General features: G+C 70.6%; 20 protein-coding genes. 8 read left to right on the forward strand and 12 right to left on the reverse strand.

The features are described 5' to 3' along the window. Positions 1–229: 229 nt before the first annotated feature. From K344_RS22470 to K344_RS0118130, 5 genes are all read left to right on the forward strand, one after another. Complete coding sequence (locus tag K344_RS22470; protein WP_051362394.1) at positions 230–1,174, forward strand: lysylphosphatidylglycerol synthase domain-containing protein; 945 nt, start codon at positions 230–232, stop codon at positions 1,172–1,174. Further along, positions 1,158–2,201, forward strand: coding sequence for a glycosyltransferase family 2 protein (locus K344_RS22475; RefSeq protein WP_043114938.1), 1,044 nt, complete (start codon positions 1,158–1,160; stop codon positions 2,199–2,201). Before K344_RS22470 ends, K344_RS22475 begins: the two co-directional genes overlap by 17 nt. Next, complete coding sequence (locus K344_RS0118120) at positions 2,194–3,729, forward strand: ArnT family glycosyltransferase (protein ID WP_051362395.1); 1,536 nt, start codon at positions 2,194–2,196, stop codon at positions 3,727–3,729. Before K344_RS22475 ends, K344_RS0118120 begins: the two co-directional genes overlap by 8 nt. 12 nt (positions 3,730–3,741) lie before the next feature. After that, positions 3,742–4,581 (forward strand): phosphatase PAP2 family protein, encoded by an 840-nt coding sequence (locus K344_RS22480; protein WP_051362396.1) that lies wholly within the window; start codon positions 3,742–3,744, stop codon positions 4,579–4,581. Positions 4,582–4,710: 129 nt separating this feature from the next. Continuing rightward, complete coding sequence (locus K344_RS0118130) at positions 4,711–5,529, forward strand: aspartyl/asparaginyl beta-hydroxylase domain-containing protein (protein WP_245586263.1); 819 nt, start codon at positions 4,711–4,713, stop codon at positions 5,527–5,529. A 9-nt stretch (positions 5,530–5,538) separates the two neighbouring features. Here the strand turns inward: K344_RS0118130 and K344_RS0118135 are convergent, their stop codons facing one another. The 5 genes from K344_RS0118135 to K344_RS0118155 form a co-directional block, all read right to left on the reverse strand. After that, the gene (locus K344_RS0118135) at positions 5,539–6,150 is read right to left on the reverse strand and encodes a PqiC family protein (protein ID WP_051362397.1); all 612 of its coding nucleotides are present in this window, start codon (positions 6,148–6,150) and stop codon (positions 5,539–5,541) included. Further along, complete coding sequence (locus K344_RS22485; protein ID WP_051362398.1) at positions 6,150–7,832, reverse strand: PqiB family protein; 1,683 nt, start codon at positions 7,830–7,832, stop codon at positions 6,150–6,152. The genes K344_RS0118135 and K344_RS22485 overlap by 1 nt, the downstream gene beginning before the upstream one ends. After that, on the reverse strand, positions 7,829–8,461 hold the full coding sequence (locus K344_RS0118145; protein WP_028081858.1) for a paraquat-inducible protein A: 633 nt from the start codon (positions 8,459–8,461) through the stop codon (positions 7,829–7,831). The genes K344_RS22485 and K344_RS0118145 overlap by 4 nt, the downstream gene beginning before the upstream one ends. After that, on the reverse strand, positions 8,458–9,093 hold the full coding sequence (locus K344_RS0118150) for a paraquat-inducible protein A (protein WP_028081859.1): 636 nt from the start codon (positions 9,091–9,093) through the stop codon (positions 8,458–8,460). Before K344_RS0118150 ends, K344_RS0118145 begins: the two co-directional genes overlap by 4 nt. Positions 9,094–9,191: 98 nt before the next feature. Continuing rightward, positions 9,192–9,578 (reverse strand): group II truncated hemoglobin, encoded by a 387-nt coding sequence (locus K344_RS0118155; protein WP_028081860.1) that lies wholly within the window; start codon positions 9,576–9,578, stop codon positions 9,192–9,194. Positions 9,579–9,829: 251 nt separating this feature from the next. Between K344_RS0118155 and K344_RS0118160 the strand changes: the two genes are divergently transcribed. After that, entirely contained in the window at positions 9,830–10,540 is a 711-nt protein-coding gene (locus K344_RS0118160) for a phosphoadenylyl-sulfate reductase (protein WP_051362420.1), read from the forward strand. Between the two features lie 31 nt (positions 10,541–10,571). Further along, positions 10,572–10,958: an RNA-binding S4 domain-containing protein gene (locus K344_RS0118165; protein ID WP_028081862.1), complete on the forward strand. Its 387-nt coding sequence runs from the start codon at positions 10,572–10,574 to the stop codon at positions 10,956–10,958. Between the two features lie 65 nt (positions 10,959–11,023). Here K344_RS0118165 and K344_RS0118170 read toward each other — a convergent pair whose 3' ends face one another. The 4 genes from K344_RS0118170 to K344_RS0118185 all read right to left on the reverse strand — a co-directional run bounded on the left by K344_RS0118170 (position 11,024) and on the right by K344_RS0118185 (position 15,354). Further along, positions 11,024–11,350, reverse strand: coding sequence for a BON domain-containing protein (locus K344_RS0118170; RefSeq protein ID WP_084197606.1), 327 nt, complete (start codon positions 11,348–11,350; stop codon positions 11,024–11,026). Positions 11,351–11,544: 194 nt separating this feature from the next. Then, positions 11,545–12,669: a transaldolase gene (gene tal, locus K344_RS22490; protein WP_043114939.1), complete on the reverse strand. Its 1,125-nt coding sequence runs from the start codon at positions 12,667–12,669 to the stop codon at positions 11,545–11,547. 139 nt (positions 12,670–12,808) lie between these two features. Then, a complete protein-coding gene (locus K344_RS0118180; RefSeq protein WP_028081863.1) occupies positions 12,809–14,617 on the reverse strand; it encodes an ABC transporter transmembrane domain-containing protein in 1,809 nt (602 codons plus the stop codon). Continuing rightward, complete coding sequence (locus K344_RS0118185) at positions 14,614–15,354, reverse strand: alpha/beta hydrolase-fold protein (RefSeq protein WP_028081864.1); 741 nt, start codon at positions 15,352–15,354, stop codon at positions 14,614–14,616. Before K344_RS0118185 ends, K344_RS0118180 begins: the two co-directional genes overlap by 4 nt. 98 nt (positions 15,355–15,452) lie before the next feature. Between K344_RS0118185 and K344_RS0118190 the strand changes: the two genes are divergently transcribed. Further along, positions 15,453–16,805, forward strand: a complete 1,353-nt coding sequence (locus K344_RS0118190) for an MBL fold metallo-hydrolase (protein ID WP_028081865.1) — start codon at positions 15,453–15,455, stop codon at positions 16,803–16,805. A gap of 37 nt (positions 16,806–16,842) precedes the next feature. Here the strand turns inward: K344_RS0118190 and K344_RS0118195 are convergent, their stop codons facing one another. The 3 genes from K344_RS0118195 to purM are packed head-to-tail and all read right to left on the reverse strand — an operon-like array spanning position 16,843 to position 19,335. Next, positions 16,843–17,643: a DUF3108 domain-containing protein gene (locus K344_RS0118195; protein ID WP_028081866.1), complete on the reverse strand. Its 801-nt coding sequence runs from the start codon at positions 17,641–17,643 to the stop codon at positions 16,843–16,845. After that, the gene (purN, locus tag K344_RS0118200; RefSeq protein WP_028081867.1) at positions 17,640–18,311 is read right to left on the reverse strand and encodes a phosphoribosylglycinamide formyltransferase; all 672 of its coding nucleotides are present in this window, start codon (positions 18,309–18,311) and stop codon (positions 17,640–17,642) included. Before purN ends, K344_RS0118195 begins: the two co-directional genes overlap by 4 nt. Beyond that, on the reverse strand, positions 18,304–19,335 hold the full coding sequence (gene purM, locus K344_RS0118205; protein WP_028081868.1) for a phosphoribosylformylglycinamidine cyclo-ligase: 1,032 nt from the start codon (positions 19,333–19,335) through the stop codon (positions 18,304–18,306). The genes purN and purM overlap by 8 nt, the downstream gene beginning before the upstream one ends. Positions 19,336–19,413: the final 78 nt, after the last annotated feature.

Below are 19,413 nucleotides of genomic sequence, written 5' to 3' on the forward strand. Positions count from 1 at the left end.
GCATCGCTCGCCGCGGTGCCCGATCCGGTACCCACCTCCCCTGGCCCCTCCCCCCGCAGGCGGGCGGAGGGGAAGCGGTGATGACAGTGCGGCGCGGCTTCGAGCCCTCTCCTCCCGGCGCGAGGAGAGGCTTGGATGAGGAGGGCGTCGCTCGCCGCAAGGCGCCGTCATGGCGTTTTCATGACGCTGTCGCGTCAGCATCATCACGTGGCCCTAGATTGCGCGTCCCGTGAATCCGCGCCCGCCCCGCCCGTACCCGACGCGCCGCCCGCTCGTCTTCCTGCTGCCGATCGCGGCGGCCTACGGCGCCGCCGTCGAGTGGCTGTGCGGCTGGCGGCAGCTGTTTGCGGCCTGGTCGGCGCTGTCCTGGCAGCTGCTGCTCGCCTTCGTCGCGGCCATGCTGGCGAGCTACGCGCTGCGTGCCTGGCGCCTTTATCTCGGCGCGCGCGAGGCGCTGCCGGCCGCGGCCTACGCTTCGACGCTGCGCCTGCTCTGGCTGCACAACGCCGCCAACCTGCTGCTGCCGGCGCGACTCGGCGAGCTGAGCTTGCCGTGGATGCTCGGCCGGCGCTTCAAGCTGAGCTGGGCGCACGGCGGCGGTTTGCTGGCCTGGCTGCGCGTGCTCGACCTGCACTGCGTCGCCGCCCTGGCGCTCGCCGCGCTGGCCCTGCGTCTGCGCCATCGGCTCGGCCCGGCGTGGCTGACGATGGCCGTCAGCGTCGCCCTGCTGCCGCTGGCCTTCCATCTGCTGCGCGCGCCGCTCGCGGCGCGCCTGCGGGCGCAGCCGCGCTGGGGCGAGGCGCTCGCCGCCATCCCGGCCGGCGTGCCGGCACTGCTCCGCGATCTCGCGCTGACCTGGCTGGCCTGGCTGCTCAAGCTCGCCGTGTTCGCGGCGGTCTTGCAGGCGCTGGCCGGCGCGGCGCCGGCCGCCGCGCTGCTCGGCGCCATCGGCGGCGACGCCAGCACCCTGCTGCCGCTGCACGCGCCGGCCGGCGCCGGCACCTTCGAGGCCGGCGTGCTGGCCGGCCTCGGCGACGGCGTGTCGGGCAGCGCGCTGGCCGCCGCCGTCACCCTGCACCTGCTGCTGCTCGGCAGCGCGCTCGGCGGCGCCTTGCTGGCACTGCCGGAAATTCCCCTGCTGATGCAGGGCCGCCGCGATGCTGCGAACCACTGATCGGTCCGACACAGGAACCGCGGCGTCCGCGGACGGCTCCGGCGGCGGGACCGCGCCCGGCCTGTCGGTCGTGGTGCCGGTCTACAACGAGGAGGACAACGTGCTGCCGCTGGTGGCGCGCATCCACGAAGGCCTCGCCGGCTATCGCGGACGCTGGGAGCTGCTGCTGGTCGACGACGGCAGCAGCGACCGCAGCGCCGCGCGCATGGCCGAGGCGATCGCCGCGCACGGCCCGCACGTCAAGCGCATCCGCCTGGCGCGCAACAGCGGCCAGACCGCGGCGACGCAGGCCGGCATCGACCACGCGCGCGGCGAGCTGATCGCCACGCTCGACGGCGATCTGCAGAACGATCCGATCGATATCCCGCGCATGGTCGACGAACTGGTCGCCGGCGATCTCGACCTGCTCTGCGGTCTGCGCGCCGAGCGCAAGGATCACTGGCTGTCGCGCAAGCTGCCGTCGAAGATCGCCAACCGCCTGATCGCGCGCGTCACCGGGGTGCGCCTGCACGACTACGGCTGCAGCCTGAAGCTGATGCGGCGCGACGTGGTGCGCCAGGTGCGCCTGTACGGCGAGATGCACCGCCTGATGCCGGTCTGGATCGCGACCGTGACGGCGCCCTCGCGCATCGCCGAGACGCCGGTCGCGCACCATCCGCGCCGGCACGGCCAGTCGAAGTACGGCCTGTCACGTACCTTCCGCGTCCTGCTCGATCTGCTGACGGCGTTCTTCTTCCTGCGCTTCCGCGCACGGCCCGGCCACTTCTTCGGCGCCATCGGCCTCGTGGTCGGCGCGATCGGCTCGCTCGGCATGATGCATCTCGCGTTCGTGAAGTTCGTGCTCGGCGAGGACATCGGCCAGCGTCCGCTGTTCTTCGTCAGCATCCTGCTGCTGATGTTCGCTGCGCAGTTCATCACCACCGGCATCGTCGCCGAGATCATGACGCGCGTGCTGCACGCGCCCGCCGCCGAGCGGCACACGCCGCTCGATCGCCTGTCCGATGCCTGGAGGGAACCGCATGCCTGAGCGCGCCTGGCTCGTCGTCTTCGCCGCGATCGGCTTCTGGCTCGGCGCCTGGAACACGCCGCTGTTCGATCTCGACGAAGGCGCCTTCAGCGAAGCGACGCTGGAGATGATCGACAGCGGCAATTACGTCAGCACCACGCTCGACGGCGAACCGCGCTACGACAAGCCGATGCTGAGCTACTGGCTGCAGGCCGCGTCGGTGCGCGTGCTCGGCCGCAGCGAGCTGGCGTTTCGCCTGCCGTCCATGCTCTGCGCGACGCTGTGGATGTGGCTGGTCTACGCCTTCGCCCGCGAGCGCGAGCAGGCGCGCGGCGAGGCGCTGGTCGCCGCCGGCGCGATCGCCTTCAGCCTGATGAGCAGCCTGATCGGCCACGCCGCGACTGCCGACGCATTGCTGAACCTGCTGCTCGCCTCGGCCGGCCTCGACATCTTCCGCTGGTACGAGCGCCAGCGCCGCGCGACGCTGCTGCGCGTGTACCTCGCGATCGGCCTCGGCCTGCTCGCCAAGGGGCCGGTCGCGCTGGCGATTCCCGGCGCCGCCTCGCTGATCTTCTTCGCCTGGCAGGGCCGCTTCGGATTGTGGCTGCGCGCCGTGCTCGATCCGTCCGGCTGGCTGCTGATGTTCGCCGTCGTGGCGCCCTGGGTGCTTGCCTCGCTCCGCCAGGACGGCGGCGTCTTCCTGCGTCACTTCCTGCTCGATCACAACGTCGGCCGCTATACCGAGACCCTGCAGCATCACGGCGGCCACTGGTGGTTCTACCTCGCGGCGCTGCCGGTCGTCGTGCTGCCCTTCTGCGGCGCGCTGCGCGCCGCGCTCGCGCCCGGGGTTGCCGGCGGCGATGCGTTCGATCGCTACGGGCTGGTCTGGTTCCTGCTCGTGCTGCTGCTGTTCTCGTTCTCGAAGACGCAGCTGCCGCACTACCTGCTGTACGGCTGCACGCCGCTGTTCGTGATGATCGGCCGCCATCACCAGGCGGTCCGCTGGCGCCGCGCCGCGCTCGTGCCGGCGCTGCTGCTGGCGATCGCGCTCGCCGCGCTGCCGTGGGCCCTGCCGCTGCTCGCGGCCGGCGCGCGGCGCGCCTACGAGCGCGGCATTCTCGAACTGGCGGCGACGCAGTTCGACGGCGCCTACGCGGCGCTGTCGGCGGCGGCGGCGATGCTGCTGCTGTACGCACTCGCCGTCGCGCCGCGCCGCTGGACGGCGGCGCTGCTGCTGGCCGGCGTCACGCAGGCCACGCTGCTGTGGGGCTTCACGGTCCCCGCCTTTGCGCGCGCCTACGAGGAGCCGACGCGGCTCGCGGCGCTGCACGCGCGCGCGCGCGGCCTGCCGACGGTGATGTTCCGCACCTACCTGCCAAGCTTCAGCGTCTACCGCGGCGCGCCGACGCCGCCGGGCCTTCCGGCGCCGGGCCAGCTGGTATTCGTCCGCCTCGACAAGCTGCCGGCATTGCGCGAGGCGCTGCCGGGCGACGCACTGTCAATGGAATTTCAAATGGGCGGCGTAGCCTTGCTGCATCGCCTCCCATGACCTCGCCCCGCCATGTCACTCGTCCGGCGTCTCCAGCTGCCGCCTGCCGCTCCGGGCCAGCATCGCTGGCTGCTCAGCACCGCCATGATGCTCAGCCTCGGCGCGCTCGTGCTGCTGCTCGGCGGCGGCTATCACGCCGGCTTCCACACGCTCAACGACGCCGGGCGCGGGCTCGGCGATCGCAGCGTCGAAACCCTGACGCAGGCGGGCGACACGCTGTTCGTGCTGAGCGTGTTCCTTTCGATCAGCTGGCGGCACCCGCGTGCCGTCTGGCACGCCGTGCTGGCGGCGCTGATCGCGACCCTGCTCTCGCACGGCATCAAGATCTGCGCCGATCAGCTGCGTCCGCCGGCGGTGCTGGCGCACGACAGCTTCCGCCAGCTCGGCCCGCCGTGGCGCCGCGACAGCTTCCCGTCCGGCCATTCGGTGACGGCCTTCGTCGCCGCTGCCGCACTCGCCTGCGAATGGCGCGAGCGCTTTGCGCGCGCCCTTGCGCTCGGCGTCGCCGCGCTGATCGCCGCGAGCCGCGTCGCGGTCGGCGCGCACTGGCCGGTCGATATCCTGGCCGGTGCCGCCGTGGGCCTGCTCGCGGCCTGGCTCGCCCTGCACGCGATGCGGCGCTGGCGCTGGGGTCTGCGCCTGCCCGGCCACCTGGCGATCGTCGCGCTGCTCGGCGCCTGCGCCGTCGCCGATTTCGTCCGTGTCCCGGCCTACGCCGCCGCGCAGCCCGCCGTGCGCGCGGCGGCCAGCATCGGCCTCGCGCTGGCGCTGTGGCACTACGTGCTCGTACCGCTCTGGCGTGGCCGCCCGCTGCGCGGCGCCGCGTTGCTGCCGAACGCCGAGGGGCACTGAGGTATCTCCGGCAGTTCAGGGCGGGTTCACGCCCGCCCGCTAGCTTCTGCGCGCAAGCTCTTCCCATTTGTTCGCGCGCTGCCGCACCATGCCGCCCGGCGCCGCAGTGACGCCGCCGAACGACCGAACATGGCACGCGCGATGAACGACAGCACGCAGGCGACTCTGGGCACTCCTTCCGCCGATCTCAACAGCCGGGCGCATACGCTCGGCAGTGATCGCGGCCTCGCCGCGCGTCTCGGCATCGTGCTGCAGACGGCGCTCGAGAACTTCGTCGCGCGCGTGTCGCGCCTGCCCGATGCGCCGGTCTACGCCAGCCGCGACTTCGCCTGGACGGAGAACCTGGAAGCGCACTGGCGCCTGGTGCGCAGCGAGCTCGAGCAAGTGCTCACGCAGCGCGACAACCTGCCGGCCTTTCACCAGATCCTCGACGAGGTGCGCACCATCAGCAACGACGATCAGTGGAAGACTTACTGGCTGATCGGCGCCGGCATGGACCTTGCCGAGAACCAGCTGCGCTGTCCGGAAACGATGGCCCTGCTGCGGCGGATTCCCGGCGTGCTCACCGCCTTCTTCTCGATCCTCGCGCCGGGCAAGAAGATTCCGCCGCACCGCGGTGCCTACAACGGCATCCTGCGCTGCCATCTCGGCCTGATCGTGCCGGAGCCGGCGACGCGCGTCGCCATTCGCGTCGGCAACCGGATCTGCCACTGGCGCGAGGGCGAGACGCTGATCTTCGACGACAGCTTCAATCACGAGGTGTGGAACGGCACCGACGGCTGGCGCGTGGTGCTGTTCATCGACTTCCCGCGCCCGCTGCGCCAGCCCTGGCACGCGCTGAACCGCCTGTTTCTCGGCGTCGCGCGTTTCCTGCCCCTGCTGCGCCGTGCCAACCGGCGGCATCGCGACTGGAAGCGCGCGTTCTACCGCGGCAGCGCGCCGGACTGAACGCGGCGCTCAGCCCGGGCAGCGCGCCGCGTCGCCCGCCTGCCGCAGGCTGCCGACCAGCGTGGCGATGTCGGCGGCGAGCCTGGCGAGGCCGTCCTGCGCGCCGCCGATCAGGGCGTCGTAGCCGGGCGCCACCGGCGTCGTCACGCTGCTCACGCAGGTGCGCCGCGCCTTCACGCCGGCCGCCGTGTCGAGCACCGTCCACACCGCGTCGATGCGCACGCCGCTGCCTAGCCGGGCGTCGAAGCGCTGCAGGTCGACCAGCACGCGATACACGGGCAGGCCGGGCGGCGGCGAGACCATCGAGACGTCCGGCACGCCGAGACGATCGGTGAGCTCGGCGGCGAGCGCGCCGCGCACCTCGTCCGGCAGCGGCGCCGCCCACATGCGCGTCTCGACCACCGCCACCTCGCCGCCGCTCTGGCGCAGCACCAGCTCCGGCACGTTGACGGTCGCCGGCACGCGCACCGGCTGCACGTCGAGCGCGAAGGCGGCCTGGCCGGCGACGATCGGCGTCGCCGAAGGCCGCAGCAGCGTGTAGTAGCGCACCGCTTCGCCGCTGCAGGCGGCGAGCAGGACGGCGGCGAGCGCGAAGGCGGCGGCGCGGATCATCGGCCTCATCACTTCTTCTCCTCTTTGCCCGGGTCCGCGGTGCCGCCGTCGTCACGTGGCGGCGCGTTGCCGGGCGTGCCGAACAGCAGCGATTCGGGATGGCGCTTCAGGTAGTCGGCCAGCTCGCGCATCGAGCGCGCCATGCGTTCCATCGAATCCAGCGTCGCCTGCGTATTGCGCTGCAGCGGCGATTCGTTGGCGATGAAGTTCTGGTTGGCGGCGTCGACCGCCTGGCGGGCGTCCTTGAGCAGGCCGACCGCCTGCGGCGCGAGCTGGCCGTCGAGCTGCTTGAGCAGGCTGTCGGCGCTCTGCAGCGTGCCATTGAGATTGCGGCCGATCTCGCCGAACGGAATCTCGTCGAGCTTGTTGACGATGCTGGCGATCTGCTGCTGGATCTCTTCCAGGCCGCCGGTCACCGTCGGCAGCTCGAACGGCGTCTGCGCGGCATCGACCTTGAACGGCGCGGCCTTCTTGTCGAAGTCGAGCGAGACGTAGAGCTGGCCGGTCAGCAGATTGCCGGGACGCAGCTGCGCGCGCAGGCCGTAGCCGATCATGCGCGTGAAGAATTCGCGGCCGGCGCGGCCCTCGTCGCCCGACTGGCGGATCTGGCGCTGGAACAGGCGGCCAAGCCGCTCCGGATAGAGGCGCGCGTCGACCACGGCGAACAGCTTGCGCGCGTCGCGATCATAGTCGAGCGCGGCCGCCGTCACGCTGCCGATGTTGACGCCGCGGAAATCGACCGGCGCGCCGACCGTGAGCCCGCGCATCGACTGGTTGAAGCGCATGCGCACGTCCATGGCGATGCCGTCCGGCGGCGCCAGCGCCGAGCTGCGATCGTCGAACAGCGCGAAGTGCTCGTTCTCGGCGACCACGCGGCCGGCGTCCTCGAGCGGCGGCGCCTCGAAGGCGATGCCGCCGGCGATCACCGCGGCGATCGATTCGGTGTCGAGCTTGAAGCCGGACGCGCCGACGCTGACGTCGACGCCGCTGGCGTTCCAGAAGCGCGTGTTGCGCGTGACGAAGCGGTCATACGGCGCGTCGACGAACACCGTCAGCAGCACGCCGCGGCCATCGTCGCGCAGCTGGTGGCCGACCACGCGGCCGACCTGGGTGCGGCGGAAGTACACCGGCGAGCCGATGTCGAGCGAGCCGAGATCGCCGGCTTCGAGCACGTAGCGCCGGCCCTTCTGGTCGTTGGTCACCGCCGGCGGCACTTCGAGGCCGTCGAACTCGGTGCGCTCCTCCTGCGAGGTGCCGACGTCGACGCCGATGTAGGCGCCGGACAGCAGCGTGGTCAGGCCGGACACGCCGCCCAGACCGACGCGCGGCCGCACCACCCAGAACTTGCTGTCCTCGACGGCGATGCTGGCGGCGTCGTTGCTGAGCTCGACCTTGACCAGCACGTGCTGGCGATCGTCGGACAGGCGGATGCGCTTGACCTGGCCGACCACCACCTCCTTGTAGCGAACCTCGGTCTTGCCGGCCTCGATGCCCTCGGCGGTCGCGAAGCGGATCGTGATGATCGGCCCCGAGGCCAGCCAGGCGCGCAGCAGCAGCACGATGCCGGCCAGCGCCGCGACCGCCGGCACCAGCCAGATCAGCGACAGGCTCCAGCGGCGGCGATGCAGGACCGCCGGCGCCGGCAGGTCGGACGGTGAATCGGGCGGAGTGGCGGGTTCGTTCTCGCTCATGGTGAGTCTTGTCGCTCGGGTTCGTCCCAGATCAGACGCGGATCGAAGCTCATCGACGCCAGCATCGTCAGCACCACGACGGCGCCGAAGGCGATCAGGCCGGGGCCGGCGCGCACTTCGGCGACCGACTGGAAGTTGACGAGCGCCACCAGCAGCGCGACCACGAACACGTCGAGCATCGACCACTGGCCGACGAACTCGACGAGCCGGTAGAGCCGCGCGCGCTCGACCTGCCGCCACTTGGAATGGCGGCGCGCGCTCAGCAGCAGCACGGTCAGCGCGACCATCTTCAGCAGCGGCACGCAGATGCTGGCGACGAAGACGATGATGGCCAGGTCCCAGGAGCCGCCGACCCAGAGCACGCGCACGCCGCCGAGGATGGTGTTGTTCTCGTCGTAGACCAGCGTCGAGGTCTGCATGATCGGCAGCGCGTTGGCCGGGATGTAGAGCAGCATCGAGGCGAGGAGGAAGGCCCAGCTGCGGCGATAGCTGTCCGGCTTGCGCCGGTGCAGCGGCGCCTCGCAGCGCGGGCAGCACAGCGCCGGCGCGCCCGGCGGCGGCGCGCGGCAGACCAGGCCGCAGGCTTCGCAGGGCAGCAGGCCCATCGCGGTCGCGGTGCGGACCTTCATGCGACGAGCCCGGCCGCGGCGCCGTCGGCGGCGACACGCTCGTGCGCGTCCCACAGCAGGCGCAGGTCGAACGAGTTGATCGTGGTCAGCAGGATCGTCAGCACGCCGAAGGCGAAGATGCCGATCTCCGGCGTCACCTGCGCGAGGCCGGCGATCTTCACCACCGACACCAGGGTGCCGAGCATGAAGACCTCGACCATGCTCCACGGCCGCATCAGGCGCAGGGCGTGCATGATGTCGACGAAGCCGCGCGGCGCGCGCCCGCGCAGGAGCTCGAACAGCACGTAGCCGAACATGAGGATCTGCGCGAGCGGAAAGAAGAACACGGTCAGCGCGGCGAGCACGGCGACCGGCCCGACGCCGGTTTCCCAGGTGGCGTGGATCGCGCCCCACAGCGTGCTGCGGTTGGCGACGCCCTGCAGCTCCAGCGTGATGATCGGATAGACGTTGGCGATGACGAAGACGATCAGGCTGGCCAGCGTCAGTGCCAGCATCGTGTAGAGATCGACGCCGCCGGCGCGGTACAGCTCGGCGCCGCAGCGCACGCACAGCGCCCGCTCGCGCGGCGCCAGCCGGCGCCGTTCGTGAACGGCATCGCAGTGTTCGCAGACGACGAGTGAGCTCGCGCGCATCGGGTGTTCCGCCGGATTCCGGTTCCGCCTCCCTGCTGTCCCGGTAGCGCAGTCTAGAGCGTGGCGACGGCTTTTGGCATCGGCCGCCGGCAGGCGCGTCACTCGGCGCGGTTGCGCATCCAGTCGGCGAGCGGCGCCAGCGCCCGCATGAGCTCCTCGCCCAGGGCCGGCGCGATGCCGGCTTCGAGCAGCGCGGCGGCCATGCAGTCGAGCCACTGGTCGCGCTCGCGCGTGGCGATCGCGAACGGCAGATGCCGCGCGCGCAGGCGCGGATGGCCGAAGCGCGAGACGTAATGCGGTTCGCCGCCGGTCCAGCCGCAGAGGTACCAGAACAGCTTGTCGCGCGAACCGTCGAGCGACGGTGGATGCAGGGCGCGGATGCCGGCGTAGACGGCGTCGCGGTCCATGCGGTCGTAGAAGGCATCGACCAGGCGGCGCAGCACCGCCTCGTCGCCGCCGAGGCGTTCGTAGAGGCTCGTCGTCATCCGCCTATGATCGCACGCCGCCTCGTCACGGCGCGGCGTCCGCCGGCGCCGGACGCTGCAGCAGCGTGTTGATCTCCTCGACGATGCCCGGCAGCGAGGCCTGCGGGGCGTAGCCATGGACATCGCCGTAGTCTGCCTAGTGCTGGCAGTCATGAGCTGAGACGCTTTTGCCCGGTCATGCGCACATCCGCGGGTAATCCCTTAAAATCGCGCCCCGCGCCATCGGGCGCACCGCAGGACGTGCCGTGTCGATTGCCGAAGCCATAGCCCCCGCCGCCCCGAGCGCGAACAGCGCCGGCCTGAGCGCGGACGCGATTGCCGAGCTCAATGCGCGCTATGCGCCGCTCGACTTCGAACGGCGCATCCGCCAGCTGTATCGCGAGTTCGACGTCGACAAGGTGCTCGTCACCTCCTCGTTCGCGGCGACCTCGGCCTACTTCCTGCACCTGATCTCCAGCATCGAGCCGCGCCAGAAATTCGCGTTCATCGACACCGGCTATCACTTTCCGGAAACGCTGAGCTATCGCGACTACCTCGTCGGACTGTTCAAGCTCGACGTGTTCAGCGTGCGCGCCGAGGACTGGAAGCACCAGTTCACGATCGACGACAAGACCTACGAGCGCGATCCGGATTTCTGCTGCGCGATCAACAAGGTCGAGCCGCTCGACGCAATCAAGCCGAACTACCAGATCTGGGTCTCGAGCCTGATGCGCAGCGACACCGAGCACCGCGCGCAGCTCGACATCTTCGAGGTCCGCAACGGCATCGTGAAGTTCAATCCGATGATCGACGTCACGCACGAGGCGCGCGACGCCTACATCCGCGAGCACGATCTGCCGTTCCACCCGCTGGTCGCCAAGGGTTACCAGTCGATCGGCTGCGTGCACTGCACGGTGCCGGGCCAGGGCCGCAGCGGCCGCTGGGTCGGCAAGCCGAAGACCGAGTGCGGCCTGCACCGCTGAACGGTCCGCCGGGCGCGTTTTCCACGGCACGATGAGCGACGCGGTACGTCTCGACCAATGGCTGTGGGCCGCGCGTTTCTTCCGCACGCGCAGCCTGGCCAAGCAGGCGATCGAGGCCGGTCACGTGCGCCACGAAGGCGAACGCTGCAAGGTCGCCAGGGACGTGCGTGTCGGCATGCAGCTGACGGTGCGACGCGGCGGCGAGGAGCACGAGATCGTCGTCGACGCGCTGTCGACCGTGCGCGGCGGCGCGCCGGAAGCGCAGAAGCTCTATCACGAGTTGCCGCAGAGCATCGCCCGCCGCGAGGCCGGGCGCCTCGCGCGCCAGGCGGCCGCGCCCGTGATCGACGGCGGACGGCCGAGCAAGAAGGGCCGGCGCATGCTGGAACGCTTCAAGCGCAGCCTCGGCCAGGAGTAATGGCGCACCATGAACAAGCCCCGCCGCGGACGCGGCGGGGCTTGTTTCGTTGCGAGGCGACCGCCTTATTCGGTCGCGCTCTTCAGGCGCAGATCGTTCTTGACGTCCTTGACGCCCTTGACGTGCTTGGCGACGTCGACGGCCTGATCGATCTGGGCCGACGAAACCACGAAGCCGGACAGCTGCACGACGCCGTTCTGCGTCTCGACGCTGATGTCGGTCGACTTCAGGCCTTTTTCGGCGAGCAGCGCCGACTTCACCTTGGCGGTGATCGCCGAATCCGACACGTACTGGCTCGCCTCGCTCTTCGTCGTCTGCGCGTCGGCGTGGCTCAACAGCGGCGCGGCGCCGAGGCCGACGGCGGCGGCTACGAGGATGGCTTTCATCTTCATGGACTTCTCCTTGTCTGCGACGCGCCGTGCGGGGCGTCGTCTCCATACCGGGACGTTCCGGACGCCGACCATCTTGCGGCGCCGCTCTGAATTTCGACTGAACTTTCGCGGCCGGCGCGCGTTCACGCCGCGCTCAGCTGCGGACATGAAAAAGCCCCGTGTGCGGGCGGGGCTTGGCGGCGAGGCGGTCCGCCTCAGGCGGCGATCGCGTCGCGCTTCTTGGCGACGGCGGCGAGCAGCTTGTCGTCGGCGTCGACGAACAGCTGCACGCCTTCGGCGACGAGGCGCTCGACGCTCGCCGCGAACGGCAGATTCAGCGCGGCGATCTCGTCGAACACTTTCTGCGCGTCGCCGAGCGCGTGTTCGAGTAGCGAGCGCGCCTCGCCGTGGTCGCGGAATGCATCGAGCGTCGCCGGCGGCACGGTGTCGACGGTATCGAGGCCGATCAGCTCCTCGACGTACAGGGTGTCGCGGTACTGCGGATTCTTGGTGCCGGTGCTCGCCCACAGCAAGCGCTGCGGCCGCGCGCGATGCTGCTGCGCGAGCTTCTGCCAGCGCGGCGTCGCGTACAGCGCCTTGTAGTCCTGGTAGGCGAGCCGCGCGTTGGCGATCGCGATCTTGCCGAGCAGCGCGCGCAGACGCGCGGCGTCGCCCTCGCCGGCGGCGATGCGCCGTTCGATCTCGGCGTCGAGCGCGGCGTCGATGCGGCTGACGAAGAAGCTGGCGACGCTGGCGACGCGGTTGCCTTCGCCGCGCTGCGTCCACTGCTCGATGCCGTCGATGTAGGCCTCGGCGACCGCGCGGTAGGCCTCGCGCGAGAACAGCAGGGTCACGTTGACGTTGATGCCCTCGCCGATCAGCGTGCGGATCGCCGCCACGCCGGCCGGCGTGCCGGGCACCTTGATCATCAGATTGTCGCGGCCGACCGCCTGCCACAGACGCCGCGCCTGGGCGATCGTGCCGTCGGCGTCGTGCGCCAGGCGCGGCGAGACTTCGAGGCTGACGTAGCCGTCGGCGGCGCGCGTCTGGTCGTAGACCTTGCGGAACTCGTCGGCGGCGAGACGGATGTCCTCGATCGCCAGGCGCTCGAACAGCTCGGCCGGCTCCTGCACGCCGGATTCCACCAGCGCGCGCAGCGCCGCGTCGTAGTCGCTGCTGCCGCCGATCGCCTTCTCGAAAATCGCCGGATTGGAGGTCAGGCCGGTGATCGCGTCCTGCTCGATCAGGCGCCGCAGGCCGCCGCCGGCGAGCAGATCGCGGCGGATGTAGTCGAGCCAGAGCGACTGGCCCAGCGCGTGGACGGCCTGTAGGCGGTTCATGTTTCCCGAGGAGTGAGCGTGGCTGAGAAAGTCATTACAGCAACCACAGATTACACAGATTTCACAAATGAACAGCAAAGCAACGTTCAGATTTTCAAGCTGTGCAATCTGTGAAATCTGCGGTTAACCGCCGGTGCTTTCACGCGACCAGCTGCAGGCTGGCCAGCCGCGCGTAGAGGCCGCCGCTCCTGGCCAGCTCGGCCGGCGAGCCGATTTCGACGATGCGGCCGTGCTCGAGCACGACGAGGCGGTCGGCGCGCTGCACCGTGGCCAGGCGGTGCGCGATGATCAGCGTGGTGCGGCCCTGCATCGCCGCTTCGAGGCCGCGCTGCACCAGCGCCTCGCTCTCGGCGTCGAGCGCGCTGGTCGCCTCGTCGAGCAGCAGCAGCGGCGGATTCTTGAGGATGGCGCGGGCGATGGCGATGCGCTGGCGCTGGCCGCCGGACAGGCGCAGGCCGCGCTCGCCGAGAAACGTCTTGTAGCCGTCCGGCAGGCGCACGATGAACTCGTCGGCGAGCGCGGCGCGCGCGGCGGCGATCACCGCCTCGTCGCCGGCGTCCGGCCGTCCGTAGCGGATGTTCTCGAAGGCGTCGGCCGAGAACACCACGGGTTCCTGCGGCACCAGGCCGATCTGCGCGCGCAGGGCGCGCGGGTCGAGGTCGCGAAGGTCGATGCCGTTGAACAGAATGCGCCCCGAGACTACGTCGTAGAAGCGCTGCAGCAGCTGGAAGGCCGTGGTCTTGCCGGCGCCGCTCGGGCCGACCAGGGCGACGGTCTCGCCTTCGCGGATGTCGAGATCGAAGTCCTCGAGCGCCGGCGTCTGCGGCCGCGACGGATAGCGGAACGCCACGTGCTCGAAGCGCACGCGCGCCTGTTGCGATGCCGGCAGCACCTGCGGCGCCGCCGGCGCGGCGATCGTCGGCTGCGCCGACAGCAGTTCCATGAGGCGCTCGGTGGCGCCGGCCGCGCGCATCACGTCGCCCCAGACCTCGGCGAGCACGCCGACGCCGCCGGCGGTGATGCCGGCGTACATGACGAAGGAGGCCAGCGCGCCGCCGCTCATCGCGCCGCCGACCACGGCCTGCGCGCCGAGCCAAAGCACGAAGACGATCCCGCCGAATACGCCGCCGATCATGCCGCCGGTCAGCAGCGCGCGGACCCGCGTGCGGCGGATCGCGGTCGCGAAGCTGTTCTCGACGGCGCGGTCGAAGCGGCGCTGCTCGAAGGGCTCGTTGGTGTAGGCCTGCACGGTCGGGATCGCGTTGAGCACTTCGCCGGCGACCGCCGAGCTGTCGGCGATGCGATCCTGCGACTCGCGCGACAGCCGGCGCAGACGGCGGCCGGTCCAGATCAGCGGCACGACCACGACCAGCAGCAGCACCAGCGTCACCGAGAACAGCTTGGGGCTGACCACCAGCATCATCACCAGGCCGCCGGCGAACTGGAAGAAGCTGCGCAGGCCCATCGACAGCGAGGAGCCGACCACGGTCTGCACCAGCGTGGTGTCGCCGGTCAGGCGCGACAGCACCTCGCCGGTCTGCGTCGTCTCGAAGTACTGCGGCGACTGCGACAGCATGCTGCGGTACACGGCGCTGCGCAGATCGGCGGTGACGCGCTCGCCGATCCAGCTGACCTGGTAGAAGCGCCCGGCCGAAGCGGCGCCCCAGACCAGCGCGATCGCGAACAGGCCGAGGAAATGCGCGCCGATCCCGCCGCCGCCGACGAAGCCGTGATCGATCAGGCCGCGAAACGCCAGCGGCACGCCGAGGAAGGCGGCGGAGCTGAGCAGCAGCAGCGCCAAGGCGAGCAGCAGCCGGCCGCGATACGGCGCGATGAAGGGCGCCAGCTGGCGCAGCGCGCCGAGCCGCCGCCGCGCCGCCGGCGCCACCGCGGCCTGCAGTTCGCGCGCCGCTTCGGCGGCGACCTGGTCGGGTGTACGTTCGTTCATGGCGCGCTCCGCGCAAAGACTTCACCGGCCGCGGCGCTCCACACCGTCCACTTGTGGCCGCCGTCGCGTTCGAGATAGTGCCCCGCCGGCAGGAGCGGCGCGATCATGCGTGCCGCCTCGACGAAGCCGTCGTCGTCGCCGCAGACCAGCCAGACGCGCCGCGTGTCCTGCGGGCGCTGCGCCCAGTCGCGCACCACGCGCCACTCCTCGCGCATCGGATTGCCGTCGGCGAGCGTCGCCGGGCGCGGACCCGGCTCCCACTGCGCCGGGCCGCCGGCCGCGCGCACTTCCTGGATCAGCTTGCCGCCGCCCATGTACGGCGCGAACAGCACGAGGCCGTCGAGTTCGCGCGGATGGTCATGCTCGTAGAGCAGCACGCCCATGCCGCCCATTGACGCGCCGATCAGCCAGATCTCGCGGTAGCGCTCGCGGGCCGGCGCGATGATCGCGTGCAGGCGCTCGATGAGCCGGCCCTCGAGGTAGTACGGCAGCGTCGCGCCGGCGAGCAGCACGTCGGCGTCCGGCCGCGCGCCCTGCAGCGCCTCGACGATGCCGGAGGCGCGCAGGCCGGCGAGATCGTCGGCGCGGCCCGGCAGCACCACGACCAGCGCGCGCGCCGGCCGCGGCGCGGCGACCGTCGCCGTCGGCATCACCGCCTCGGTGCGGCCCGGCGAGAAGCAGGAGCCGAGCCCGAGCGTGGCCAGCAGCGCCATCCAGTTCCGCCAGCGTCCCGCCATGGTTGCCGCTCCTCGTCGTTGCCGAAACCGTCCGCGCGGCGATTTTGCCGTACCCCTGGCTGCGGCGATAATGCCAGTCCATTGTCGCCTGGACCGTCATGAGCAAGATCGTCGACGCCGTCACCATCGCCCTCGTCTGCGGCGACGAGTTACTGATGGTGTACCGCCAGCCGTTTCTAAAGGCCTTTCCCGGCTACCACGCCTTTCCCGGCGGCAAGGTCGACGCCGCCGACAGCGAAGGTGCCGCCCTGCCCGCCTTCTGCGCCGATTTCGAGCCGCGCCTGCTGCGCGCCCTGATGCGCGAGCTGCAGGAAGAACTCGGCGTCGATCTCGCGCGGTACGAGGCGATCGCCCTGCGCCCTCTCGGCATTGCCCTGACGCCGCCGAACATGGCGGTGCGCTTCAACACGCATTTCTTCCTCGTCGCCCTGCCGTACAAGCCGCGGATCGCGGTGGATCTCAACGAGATCGGGCATGCCGGCTGGGCGAAGCCGGCCGAATGGCTGGCGCGCTACCAGGCGGGCGAGGTGCTGATGGCGCCGCCGACGCGCGCCGTGGTCGAGGCGCTGGCCGCCGACATCGGCGTCACCGAGATTCCCGGCCTCGACTTTCGCACGCGCGTCGATTTCGATCTGCCGCTGATCGAGCAGATCCACGGCGTGCGCAACATCCTGGTGCGCTCGCACACGCTGCCGCCGGCCGAGCACACCAACTGCTTCCTGCTCGGCGATTCGCAGTCGCACCGCGTGCTCGTCGATCCCTCGCCGGCCAGCGACGAGGAGAGTGAGAAACTGTGCCGCCTCGTCGAGCGCTTCGGCATCCACGAAGTGTTCCTCACCCACCATCACCCGGATCACCACGAGCGCGCGCCGGACATCGCGCGGCGCTTCGGCGTGCCGATCGGCATGTCGGCGGACACGCAGCAGCGCCTGCACGAGAAGAAGGGCCGCGACTATTTCCACGATCTCGCCGTGCATCACTATCGCGAGGGCGACGTGCTGTGCCGCTGGCAGAACCACCCGGTGCGGGTGCTCGAGGTGCCGGGGCACGACGAGGGCCAGCTCGCGCTGATGCCGGACAACCGCGCCTGGTGCATCGTCGGTGATCTGATCCAGGGCATCGGCACCGTGGTCATCGCCAAGCCCGAGGGCGACATGCGCAAGTACTTCGCGACGCTCGAGCGCCTGATCGCGCTCGCGCCGCGCGCGATCGTGCCCTCGCACGGCACCGCGCTCGGCACCGTCTACCGCCTCGAGGAGACGCTCAAGCACCGCCGCCTGCGCGAACAGCAGGTGCTGAGCCTGTGGCGCGAAGGCCGCGACCTCGACGCGATGCTCAGGCTGATCTACGCCGACGTCGATCCGCGCCTGCTGGGTCTGGCGCGCATGAACATCGAAAGCCATCTCGACAAGCTGCGCGCCGAAGGCGTGCTCGACGGCGCGGCGGCCTGAGGCGTGCCAGGCAGGGCTGAAGCGGGCAAAGCGGCGCTCAGCCGGCGCCGAGCAGTTCCATGCTCAGCTCGGTCTTGCCCTTGTTGATGTGCTGGATCTTCACCGGCACGTAGTCGCGCGACGGCGCCAGCCAGTAGCGGTAGGACTTCTTCGGATGGTCGATGCGCGCGACGCGCAGCGTCTCGAACTTGCCGGCCGGCACCTGCACGGTTTCGCGCGCCTCGATGCGGAAGCGGTAGGTGCGCACGTCCTTGTCGTCGATGAAGGCGAAATCCTGCTCGGCGCCGATGCGGTCGGCGTTCTCGGCGGCCCACAGGCGCACCGCTTCGCGGATCGAGAAACGGTCGTAGCTCGGATCGGGCGCGTTGATCTCGGTGACGACGCCGCCCTTGATCTTCTTCACGCGCTGCGTGCCGGCGTCGAAGTCGAGCGAGAAGTTGTCGTCGCTGCGCCTGTCGTTGCTGTACTGGAAGCGCTGCGGGTGCACGAGGCCGCCGCTCACGCAGAAGCGGCTGGCTTCGCTCGGCGAGCCGTAGGTCCAGCGCACGAGCGCGATCGGGTCGGTCGTCGACCGGTAGTCGTAGCAGCCGCTGCCGGTCGGCTTCAGGCTGATGGTGCCTTCGCCGAGCGACACGCTGCCCCAGGCCACGCTGTAGCGGTCGGAGCGCGCCGCCCAGAAGCCCTCGGGCAGGGCGAGCGTCGCGGCGGGCGGGTTAGAGGCGACGCTCGCCGATGCCGGCGGATCGCCGGCGAAAGCCAAGCCGCTCAGCATCTGCATCGCCAGAAGCACCGCGAACGGGCCGCCTGCGCGCAGGCGCGACGGCATCGGCATCTTCATCGAAAACCCTCCTCGAGCGCTTCCAGGCCGACGGGTCCGGCCAGTCTCCGCCCCCGCAGGATGACGCCATCGCCGTTCAATGCAAGCTCGCCGCGCGCCATCCATGCCACCGCCTGCGGGTAGATCTTCAGCTCGATCTCGGACATCACGCGGGCGGCCAGCATCTGCGCGGTATCGTGCGGCCGCACCATGAATTGCCCCTGAATGATGGCGGCGCCGCCGTCGAGCTGTTCGGTGACGAAGTGCACGGTCGCGCCGTGCGCGGCGTCGCCGTGCGCGAGCACCGCCTCGTGCGTGCGCAGGCCCGGATGGCGCGGCAGCAGCGAAGGATGGATGTTGAGCACGCGGCCGGCGAAGGCGGCGATGAACAGCGGCGTGAGGATGCGCATGAAGCCGGCGAGCACGACGATGTCCGGCCGCCGCGCGGCGAGCCGCGCGACCATCGCCGCATCGAAGTCCTCGCGGCTGGCGTAGTCGCGGTGCGACAGCACTTCGACGGCGATGCCGGCGCGCTGCGCGCGCGCGATGCCACCGGCCTCGGCGCGGTTGCTGAGCACGACGACGATCTCGCCTTTGATGCGGCCGTCGGCGCAGGCGTCGATGAGCGCCTGCAGGTTGCGGCCTTCGCCGGAGATCAGGACGGCGATGCGCGCCTTCGCTTCAGGCAAAGCGCACGTCCTGCTTGCCCTTGACGATCTCGCCCATGAGGAACGGCCTGGCGCCCGACTTCTTGAGGCTGGCGAGCGCCCGGTCGGCCTGCAGGCGCGGCACGACGAGGATGAAGCCGACACCGCAGTTGAAGACGCGCCACATCTCGTCCTGCTCGACGCCGCCCTTGTCCTGCAGCCAGTCGAAGATCGCCGGCCGCTTCCAGCTCGCGGTGTCGACCACCGCGGCAATGCCCTTGGCGAAGCAGCGCGGCAGGTTGCCGACGATGCCGCCGCCGGTGATGTGCGACATGCCGCGCACGGCGACGCCCTGCTCGAGCAGCTTGAGCACCGGCTTGACGTAGATCGTGGTCGGCTCGAGCAGCGCATCGGCCAGCGAGCCCTTGCCGAACGGCGCGCCGATGTCGGTCTTGCTGACTTCGAGGATCTTGCGGATCAGCGAGTAGCCGTTCGAGTGCGGGCCCGACGACGGCAGGCCGATCAGCACGTCGCCGGGCTTGATCTTGCTGCCGTCGATGATCTTGCTCTGCTCGGCGACGGCGACGCAGAAGCCGGCCAGGTCGAAATCGCCGCCGTGGTACATGCCCGGCATCTCGGCGGTCTCGCCGCCGACCAGCGCGCAGCCGGCCAGCTTGCAGCCCTGGGCGATGCCCTTGATGACCTGCGCCGCGATTTTCTGGTCGAGCTTGCCGGTCGCGTAGTAGTCAAGGAAGAACAGCGGCTCGGCGCCGGACACCAGCACGTCGTTGACGCACATGCCGACCAGATCCTGGCCGAGGCCCTGCACACGGCCGCTGTCGATGCCGAGGCGCAGCTTGGTGCCGACGCCGTCGGTGCCGGACACCAGCACCGGCTTTTTGTACTTCTTCGGCAGGCCGACCAGCGCGCCGAAGCCGCCGACGCCGGCCAGCACCTCGGGCCGCCGCGTCGACTTGACGATCTTCTTGATGTCGTCGACGAGGGCGTCACCGGCGTCGATGTCGACGCCGGCGTCGCGGTAACTGAGCCCGCTGTTCTTCTTCATTTGCTTGTGCCTGGACCACCGGAAAGGAAGACGCCGGCGGAACGCCGGCGCGATGCTGTTATTTTAGCGGTACGGCCC

It is taken from the genome of Solimonas soli DSM 21787, assembly GCF_000474945.1.
Classification (GTDB): Bacteria; Pseudomonadota; Gammaproteobacteria; order Nevskiales; family Nevskiaceae; genus Solimonas; species Solimonas soli.

Bases quoted from the DNA above. Each gene is read 5' to 3' on its own strand.
- K344_RS0118180 (WP_028081863.1), bottom strand. From the start codon at position 14,617: ATGAACGAACGTACACCCGACCAGGTCGCCGCCGAAGCGGCGCGCGAA.
- K344_RS0118190 (WP_028081865.1), top strand. From the start codon at position 15,453: ATGAGCAAGATCGTCGACGCCGTCACCATCGCCCTCGTCTGCGGCGAC.
- K344_RS22485 (WP_051362398.1), bottom strand. From the start codon at position 7,832: ATGAGCGAGAACGAACCCGCCACTCCGCCCGATTCACCGTCCGACCTG.
- K344_RS0118185 (WP_028081864.1), bottom strand. From the start codon at position 15,354: ATGGCGGGACGCTGGCGGAACTGGATGGCGCTGCTGGCCACGCTCGGG.
- K344_RS0118195 (WP_028081866.1), bottom strand. From the start codon at position 17,643: ATGAAGATGCCGATGCCGTCGCGCCTGCGCGCAGGCGGCCCGTTCGCG.
- K344_RS0118145 (WP_028081858.1), bottom strand. From the start codon at position 8,461: ATGAAGGTCCGCACCGCGACCGCGATGGGCCTGCTGCCCTGCGAAGCC.
- K344_RS0118150 (WP_028081859.1), bottom strand. From the start codon at position 9,093: ATGCGCGCGAGCTCACTCGTCGTCTGCGAACACTGCGATGCCGTTCAC.
- purM (WP_028081868.1), bottom strand. From the start codon at position 19,335: ATGAAGAAGAACAGCGGGCTCAGTTACCGCGACGCCGGCGTCGACATC.
- K344_RS22475 (WP_043114938.1), top strand. From the start codon at position 1,158: ATGCTGCGAACCACTGATCGGTCCGACACAGGAACCGCGGCGTCCGCG.
- K344_RS22480 (WP_051362396.1), top strand. From the start codon at position 3,742: ATGTCACTCGTCCGGCGTCTCCAGCTGCCGCCTGCCGCTCCGGGCCAG.
- tal (WP_043114939.1), bottom strand. From the start codon at position 12,669: ATGAACCGCCTACAGGCCGTCCACGCGCTGGGCCAGTCGCTCTGGCTC.
- K344_RS0118135 (WP_051362397.1), bottom strand. From the start codon at position 6,150: ATGAGGCCGATGATCCGCGCCGCCGCCTTCGCGCTCGCCGCCGTCCTG.
- K344_RS0118165 (WP_028081862.1), top strand. From the start codon at position 10,572: ATGAGCGACGCGGTACGTCTCGACCAATGGCTGTGGGCCGCGCGTTTC.
- K344_RS0118155 (WP_028081860.1), bottom strand. From the start codon at position 9,578: ATGACGACGAGCCTCTACGAACGCCTCGGCGGCGACGAGGCGGTGCTG.
- K344_RS0118130 (WP_245586263.1), top strand. From the start codon at position 4,711: ATGGCACGCGCGATGAACGACAGCACGCAGGCGACTCTGGGCACTCCT.
- K344_RS0118120 (WP_051362395.1), top strand. From the start codon at position 2,194: ATGCCTGAGCGCGCCTGGCTCGTCGTCTTCGCCGCGATCGGCTTCTGG.
- K344_RS0118170 (WP_084197606.1), bottom strand. From the start codon at position 11,350: ATGAAGATGAAAGCCATCCTCGTAGCCGCCGCCGTCGGCCTCGGCGCC.